Origin of the sequence: Listeria marthii, assembly GCF_014227425.1 — a bacterium.
Classification (GTDB): domain Bacteria; phylum Bacillota; class Bacilli; order Lactobacillales; family Listeriaceae; genus Listeria; species Listeria marthii.
Window position 1 is genome coordinate 469,990 of the sequence record NZ_JAASWB010000004.1, and the last position, 7,256, is coordinate 477,245.

General features: G+C 32.8%; 4 protein-coding genes and 1 CRISPR repeat array. All 4 genes read left to right on the top strand.

From position 1 onward, the window contains the following. The first annotated feature begins 506 nt into the window (after window positions 1-506). From cas9 to csn2, 4 genes are read left to right on the top strand one after another with little or no spacing between them, the layout of a single operon-like run. Window positions 507-4,511 carry a type II CRISPR RNA-guided endonuclease Cas9 gene (cas9, locus tag HCJ55_RS10085; RefSeq protein WP_185517993.1) on the top strand — a complete coding sequence of 1,335 codons (4,005 nt, stop codon included), beginning with the start codon at window positions 507-509 and terminating at the stop codon, window positions 4,509-4,511. After that, window positions 4,512-5,378, top strand: coding sequence for a type II CRISPR-associated endonuclease Cas1 (cas1, locus tag HCJ55_RS10090; RefSeq protein ID WP_185517995.1), 867 nt, complete (start codon window positions 4,512-4,514; stop codon window positions 5,376-5,378). Continuing rightward, window positions 5,375-5,716 (top strand): CRISPR-associated endonuclease Cas2, encoded by a 342-nt coding sequence (cas2, locus tag HCJ55_RS10095; RefSeq protein ID WP_003733027.1) that lies wholly within the window; start codon window positions 5,375-5,377, stop codon window positions 5,714-5,716. Before cas1 ends, cas2 begins: the two co-directional genes overlap by 4 nt. Beyond that, a complete protein-coding gene (gene csn2, locus HCJ55_RS10100) occupies window positions 5,706-6,368 on the top strand; it encodes a type II-A CRISPR-associated protein Csn2 (protein ID WP_185517997.1) in 663 nt (220 codons plus the stop codon). Before cas2 ends, csn2 begins: the two co-directional genes overlap by 11 nt. 126 nt (window positions 6,369-6,494) lie before the next feature. Next, a CRISPR array of direct repeats spans window positions 6,495-7,256; the repeat unit is 36 nt; unit sequence GTTTTAGAGCTATGTTATTTTGAATGCTAACAAAAC.

Genomic DNA, 7,256 nt, shown 5'->3' on the forward strand with positions numbered 1-7,256 from the left:
AATGATTCAAAATGAAAAAAGGCGCCTTATCATGAGGCTAATAAGCGCAGGTCTATAATTAATTTTTCAGGAATAAATAAAAGAACAAACCAATTTTAAATGGTTTGTTCTTTTATTTACATTGTATTCTTAGACTTTTGTCTAGCTAGGAGGAAAATAAGTAATAATTTATTGTGATTATTATAACAATATCATCGAAATATGCTATAATAATTAAAGGTTCATAATAATTAGATAAAGAGATGAATGAAGGGAATATTAGTATAAATAGTATAAATAGTATATCTTAATATACATAGAAATATAGTAGTGTGGCAATATAGATTTAAAGAGATACTTCGAAAAAATCGCACAAAAAAAGCGCCGAAACAGCGCTACTTAATCAAAAGTTGATAACGGACAAAGCCTTATTTTAACTTGCTATGTTATTTTGAATACTAACAATATATACATTGTACCAAATTATAAAAAGAATGCAACTAAAAATTGTTGAAGGGATGAAAAAAATGAAAAAACCGTACACGATTGGCTTAGACATAGGAACGAATTCAGTTGGATGGGCAGTGTTAACAAATCAGTATGATTTAGTGAAGAAAAAAATGAAAATTTCTGGAGACTCAGAGAAAAAACAGATTAAGAAAAATTTCTGGGGTGTTAGACTATTTGATGAAGGCGAAACAGCAGCTGAAAGAAGAACGAGCAGAATAGCTAGAAGGAGAATAGAGAGAAGGCGCAATCGTATTTCTTATTTACAAGAAATCTTTGCAACGGAGATGTCTAAAACTGACGCCAATTTCTTTTGCCGATTAAATGATAGTTTTTATGTTGATAGCGAAAAAAGAAATAGTCGTCATCCGTTTTTTGGAACAATAGAGGAAGAAGTAGCGTATCATGAAGCTTACCAGACGATTTACCACTTACGGGAAGAACTTGTTAATTCTTCAGAAAAAGCTGATTTAAGATTAATTTATTTAGCTTTAGCTCATATTATAAAATATCGCGGGAACTTTTTAATTGAAGGCGCGTTGGATACCCAAAACACCTCTATAGATGGAGTATTTAAGCAATTTATACAAACATATAACCAAGTGTTTGCGAATAGTATTGAAGAGGGAACTCTAGCAAAAGTCGAAGAAAATATAGATGTTGCTAAAATTTTAGCTGAAAAAATCACACGAAAAGAAAAACTTGAAAGGATTTTAAATTTATATCCAGGTGAAAAATCTGCAGGAACGCTTGCTCAATTCATAAGCTTAATCGTAGGTAATAAAGGGAATTTTCAAAAGGTCTTTGATCTTGCCGAGAAAACAGTTATTGAATGTGGGAAAGAAAGCTATGAAGAGGACTTGGAGACTTTGTTAGCGATAATTGGAGATGAATATGCGGAACTTTTTGTTGCAGCGAAAAATACATATAATGCGGTGGTTTTATCTAGTATTATCACAGTGGCTGACAATGAAACGAACGCGAAGCTATCTGCAAGTATGATTGAACGTTATGATACGCATGAAGCAGATTTGGGGGAATTGAAAGCATTTATTAAGCTTCGTTTGCCTAAGCAATATGAAGAGATATTTGATAATAGTGAAAAACATGGTTACGCAGGTTATATAAATGGCAAAACAAAGCAAGAAGATTTTTATAAATATATGAAAGCAACATTAGAGAAGATCGAAGGCGCAGATTATTTTATTGCTAAAATAGAAGAAGAAAACTTTTTACGAAAACAACGGACATTTGATAATGGGGTTATTCCGCATCAATTGCATTTGGAAGAACTAGAAGCTATTTTACATCAGCAAGCCAAATATTATCCTTTTTTAAGAGAAGACTATGAAAAAATAAAGAGTTTAGTAACTTTTAGAATTCCTTATTTTGTAGGTCCCTTAGCTAAAGGACAAAGCGAATTTGCTTGGTTAACACGAAAAGCTGATGGTGAAATTAGACCATGGAATATAGAAGAAAAAGTAGATTTCGGTAAGTCTGCGGTAGATTTCATTGAAAAGATGACGAATAAAGATACATATTTGCCTAAAGAAAATGTGTTACCTAAACATAGTTTGTGTTATCAAAAATACATGGTTTATAATGAGTTAACCAAAATCAGATACATTGATGATCAAGGGAAAACGAACTATTTTTCAGGGCAGGAAAAACAACAGATTTTTAATGACTTATTTAAACAAAAACGTAAAGTGAAAAAGAAAGATTTAGAGTTGTTTTTACGCAATATAAACCATGTTGAAAGTCCAACCATTGAAGGTTTGGAGGACTCTTTTAATGCTAGTTATGCTACTTATCATGATTTAATGAAGGTAGGGATAAAACAAGAAATCCTTGATAACCCACTAAATACGGAAATGCTAGAAGATATAGTTAAAATTTTAACTGTGTTTGAAGATAAACGTATGATTAAAGAGCAGTTACAGCAATTCTCTGATGTTTTGGATGGAACAGTTCTGAAAAAATTAGAACGACGACATTATACAGGATGGGGAAGATTATCAGCTAAATTGCTTGTTGGGATTCGTGATAAACAATCACACCTGACTATTTTAGATTATTTGATGAATGACGATGGGCTAAATCGCAATTTGATGCAATTAATAAATGACAGTAATTTATCATTCAAGTCAATTATTGAGAAAGAGCAAGTATCTACAGCTGATAAAGACCTTCAAAGTATTGTGGCAGATCTTGCTGGTAGCCCTGCTATAAAAAAAGGTATCCTGCAAAGTTTGAAAGTTGTCGAAGAACTGGTTAGTGTGATGGGCTATCCACCTCAAACAATTGTTGTGGAAATGGCTAGAGAGAATCAAACAACAAATAAAGGGAAAAATAATTCTAAGCCCCGTTATAAATCATTAGAAAAAGCTATCAAAGAATTTGGTAGTCAAATATTAAAAGAACACCCAACTGATAATCAAGAATTAAAAAATAATAGATTGTATTTGTATTATTTGCAGAATGGGAAGGATATGTACACTGGACAAGAGTTAGATATTCATAATCTTTCTAACTATGATATTGATCATATCGTGCCGCAGAGTTTTATAACAGATAACTCCATTGATAATCTTGTGTTGACAAGTTCGGCTGGAAATCGAGAAAAAGGGGATAATGTTCCACCGCTAGAAATCGTTCAAAAGAGAAAAATATTTTGGGAGAAGTTATATCAAGGGAATTTGATGAGCAAGCGTAAATTTGATTATTTAACTAAAGCAGAACGAGGTGGTCTTACCGAAGCAGACAAAGCGAGATTTATTCATCGACAATTAGTGGAAACTCGTCAAATAACGAAGAACGTGGCCAATATTTTACATCAACGTTTTAATTATAAAACTGATGACAATGAAGATACCATGGAGCCCGTTCGAATTGTAACATTGAAATCCGCGTTGGTTAGTCAATTCCGCAAGCAATTTCAATTATACAAGGTGCGTGAAGTTAATGATTATCACCACGCCCACGATGCATATTTAAATGGCGTGGTCGCTAATACATTGTTAAAAGTATACCCTCAGTTAGAGCCAGAATTTGTTTACGGGGAGTATCATCAATTTGATTGGTTTAAAGCAAATAAAGCTACGGCGAAAAAACAATTTTATACAAATATCATGTTATTCTTTGCGCAAAAAGAAAGAATAATAGATGAAAACGGTGAGATTCTTTGGGATAAAAAGTATCTGGAAATTATCAAGAAAGTTCTTAACTATAGACAAATGAATATTGTTAAGAAAACAGAAATTCAAAAAGGCGAATTTTCAAATCAGAATCCTAAACCGAGAGGGGATTCCAGTAAATTAATTCCTAAGAAAACAAACTTGAATCCAATAAAATACGGTGGTTTCGAGGGTTCTAATATGGCTTATGCAATTATCATTGAACATGAAAAGCAAAAGAAGAAGCTAACAATTGAGAAAAAACTAATTCAAATTAACATCATGGAACGTAAGGCATTTGAAAAAGATGAGAAATTTTTCTTAGAAGGAAAGGGGTATCATCGGCCTAAAGTGCTAACGAAATTACCGAAGTATGCGCTGTATGAATGCGAAAATGGGCGCCGCAGGATGTTGGGTAGCGCGAATGAAGTGCATAAAGGAAATCAAATGCTTTTACCGAATCATTTAATGACCTTGCTCTACCACGCGGAAAAGCGTGAGGCAATCGATGGGGAAAGTTTAGCTTATATTGAAGCGCATAAAGCAGTGTTTAGTGAACTACTAGCACACATATCAGAATTTGCGAGGAAGTACACGTTAGCTAATGATAAACTAGATGAAATTAATATGCTCTATGAACGGAATAAGGATGGTGATGTTAAGTCTATTGCAGAATCTTTTGTGAGTTTAAAGAAGTTTAACGCTTTTGGTGTGCACAAAGATTTTAACTTTTTTGGGACAACGATCAAACGTAAAAGGGATAGAAAACTTAAAGAACTGTTAAACTCCACCATCATCTACCAATCAATCACAGGGTTATATGAATCGCGAAAAAGGCTGGATGATTAAATGGGCTGGCGGACAGTTATTGTAAATTCACATTCGAAATTATCATACAAAAACCAGCATCTTGTTTTTAAATCTGCCTATCAACATGAAATGATTCATCTGTCAGAAGTTGATGTACTCATACTAGAAACAACAGATATTACTCTGACTACTATGTTAATCAACAGCTTAGTAGCCGAAAATATTCTGATTCTCTTTTGTGATGATAAGCGACTGCCTATTGGAAAGGTGCTTCCTTTTTATGGTCGACACGATAGTAGTTTGCAATTATCAAAGCAATTGGGGTGGGATTCTGAATTAAAGTCCGAGGTATGGACTTTAATTATTTCTCAGAAAATCTTAAACCAAAGTACGTTTTTATCAATGTTGGATTACGACGAGAAAGCTGACTCATTAATAAAACTACATGAAACTTTAGAGATGTTTGATCCAACTAATCGTGAAGGACATGCAGCTAGGATATATTTCAATCAGCTTTTTGGAAATGATTTTACGCGGGAACAAGAAAATGATATTAATAGTGGGTTGAATTATGGCTATACATTATTGTTAAGTATTTTTGCGCGGGAATTGGTGAAATCTGGGTGTATGACGCAATTTGGTTTGAAGCATTCTAATCAATTTAATGACTTCAATTTCGCTAGTGATATAATGGAACCGTTTAGACCGCTAGTCGATCAAATTGTGTATGAAAAGCGTACCGAAGATTTCCAAGTAATCAAGCGCTCTTTATTTGAACTATTCAACAAACAGTTTGACTATAACGATCAGCATATGTTTTTAACGAATATTGCTAGTGATTATACGAAGAAAGTAGTAAAAGTCTTAAATGAAGAAAGGGAAGGAGTTCCTGAATTTAGGATATGAGTTATCGATATATGAGAATGTTATTAATGTTTGATATGCCGACAGACACAGCCAAAGAAAGAAAAGCGTACCGTCAATTTCGGCGCTTTATACTGAGTGAAGGATTTATTATGCATCAATATTCTGTTTATAGTAAAATTTTATTAAATGGAACTGCTAGTAAGGCGATGCTCGCGCGTTTGAAACAACAAAATCCTAAAAAGGGACTGATTACTCTGTTGACTGTTACGGAAAAACAGTTTGCACGTATGGTATATTTAAGTGGAGAACAGAATAAAAGTGTAGGTAATTCAGATGCCAGACTCATTTTCTTGGGAGATGCTATCGATGAATTTTAATTTTAAACTACTTGATGAGCCTATAACAATTGAAGATTCGACTATATTTGTAATAGAAGATGTACGCGTTTTTGCAAATGTTGCAAAGTTGTTCTATCAATACGATGAAACAGGGGAATTAAAAGTTTTCAATACGAAACAGCACCCCTTAAAAAGTAGTGAATTGATGTTGGTTACTGATATATTGGGTCATGATATTAATTCTGCTGCAACGTTAAAATTAATTTATGCTGATTTAGAGCAGCAACTCAATGAAAAGCCTGAAGTAAAATCAATGATTGACAAGTTGACTGCAACAATTAGCGAGTTAATAGGCTATGAGCTATTGGAACATGAACTGGATTTAGAAGAAGATGAAATTACAGTTATTGAATTATTTAAAGCGTTAGGAATAAAAATAGAAACTAAAAGCGATACAATTTTTGAGAAATTAATTGAAATTGTACAAGTCTATAAATATTTATCAAAGAAGAAGTTGCTAGTTTTTATTAATGTATGTGCTTATCTTACAAAAGAAGAGTTGTTAGAATTAAGAAGGTATATTTCTTTGTATCAAGTAAAAGTTCTGTTTATTGAACCTAGAAAAATAGACGGCTTTCCGCAGGCTATTTTGGATCCGGATTATTTTCTGCATGTGGAAAATTGTGTTTAAGGACAGGTGTTCTTTGAAAATAAAATATTATTTAATTAACTTATTAAGCAGCATTCAAAATTGAAATCTTGCTATGGATAAGTAGCGCGATTACGGAATCTCGGAGGATAGAAAAAAATCTACGAGGTTTTAGAGCTATGTTATTTTGAATGCTAACAAAACAAAATATGGTATTTGCAATAGCAATGTACGGTTTTAGAGCTATGTTATTTTGAATGCTAACAAAACTCAGGTGTCACCCTGTATTCTTTAGCATAGGTTTTAGAGCTATGTTATTTTGAATGCTAACAAAACTGATAACTGTTTTCAAAACTATAAGCAATTGTTTTAGAGCTATGTTATTTTGAATGCTAACAAAACAGCATTCTGACGTGGTTGCAGACTCGGCAGGTTTTAGAGCTATGTTATTTTGAATGCTAACAAAACTGATAAAGTCTTTAGCCGAACCGATTGGGTGTTTTAGAGCTATGTTATTTTGAATGCTAACAAAACACTCAAATGGTCTTCTAAATTTTTCAATATGTTTTAGAGCTATGTTATTTTGAATGCTAACAAAACAAAATATGGTATTTGCAATAGCAATGTACGGTTTTAGAGCTATGTTATTTTGAATGCTAACAAAACTCAGGTGTCACCCTGTATTCTTTAGCATAGGTTTTAGAGCTATGTTATTTTGAATGCTAACAAAACAAAAATAAATCATTCTATAACACCGATGCGGTTTTAGAGCTATGTTATTTTGAATGCTAACAAAACTGCGATTTGCGGGAAAAAGCTAGGACTATTGTTTTAGAGCTATGTTATTTTGAATGCTAACAAAACCTCCATATGTGATGTTACATATTCTTTTATGTTTTAGAGCTATGTTATTTTGAATGCTAACAAAAC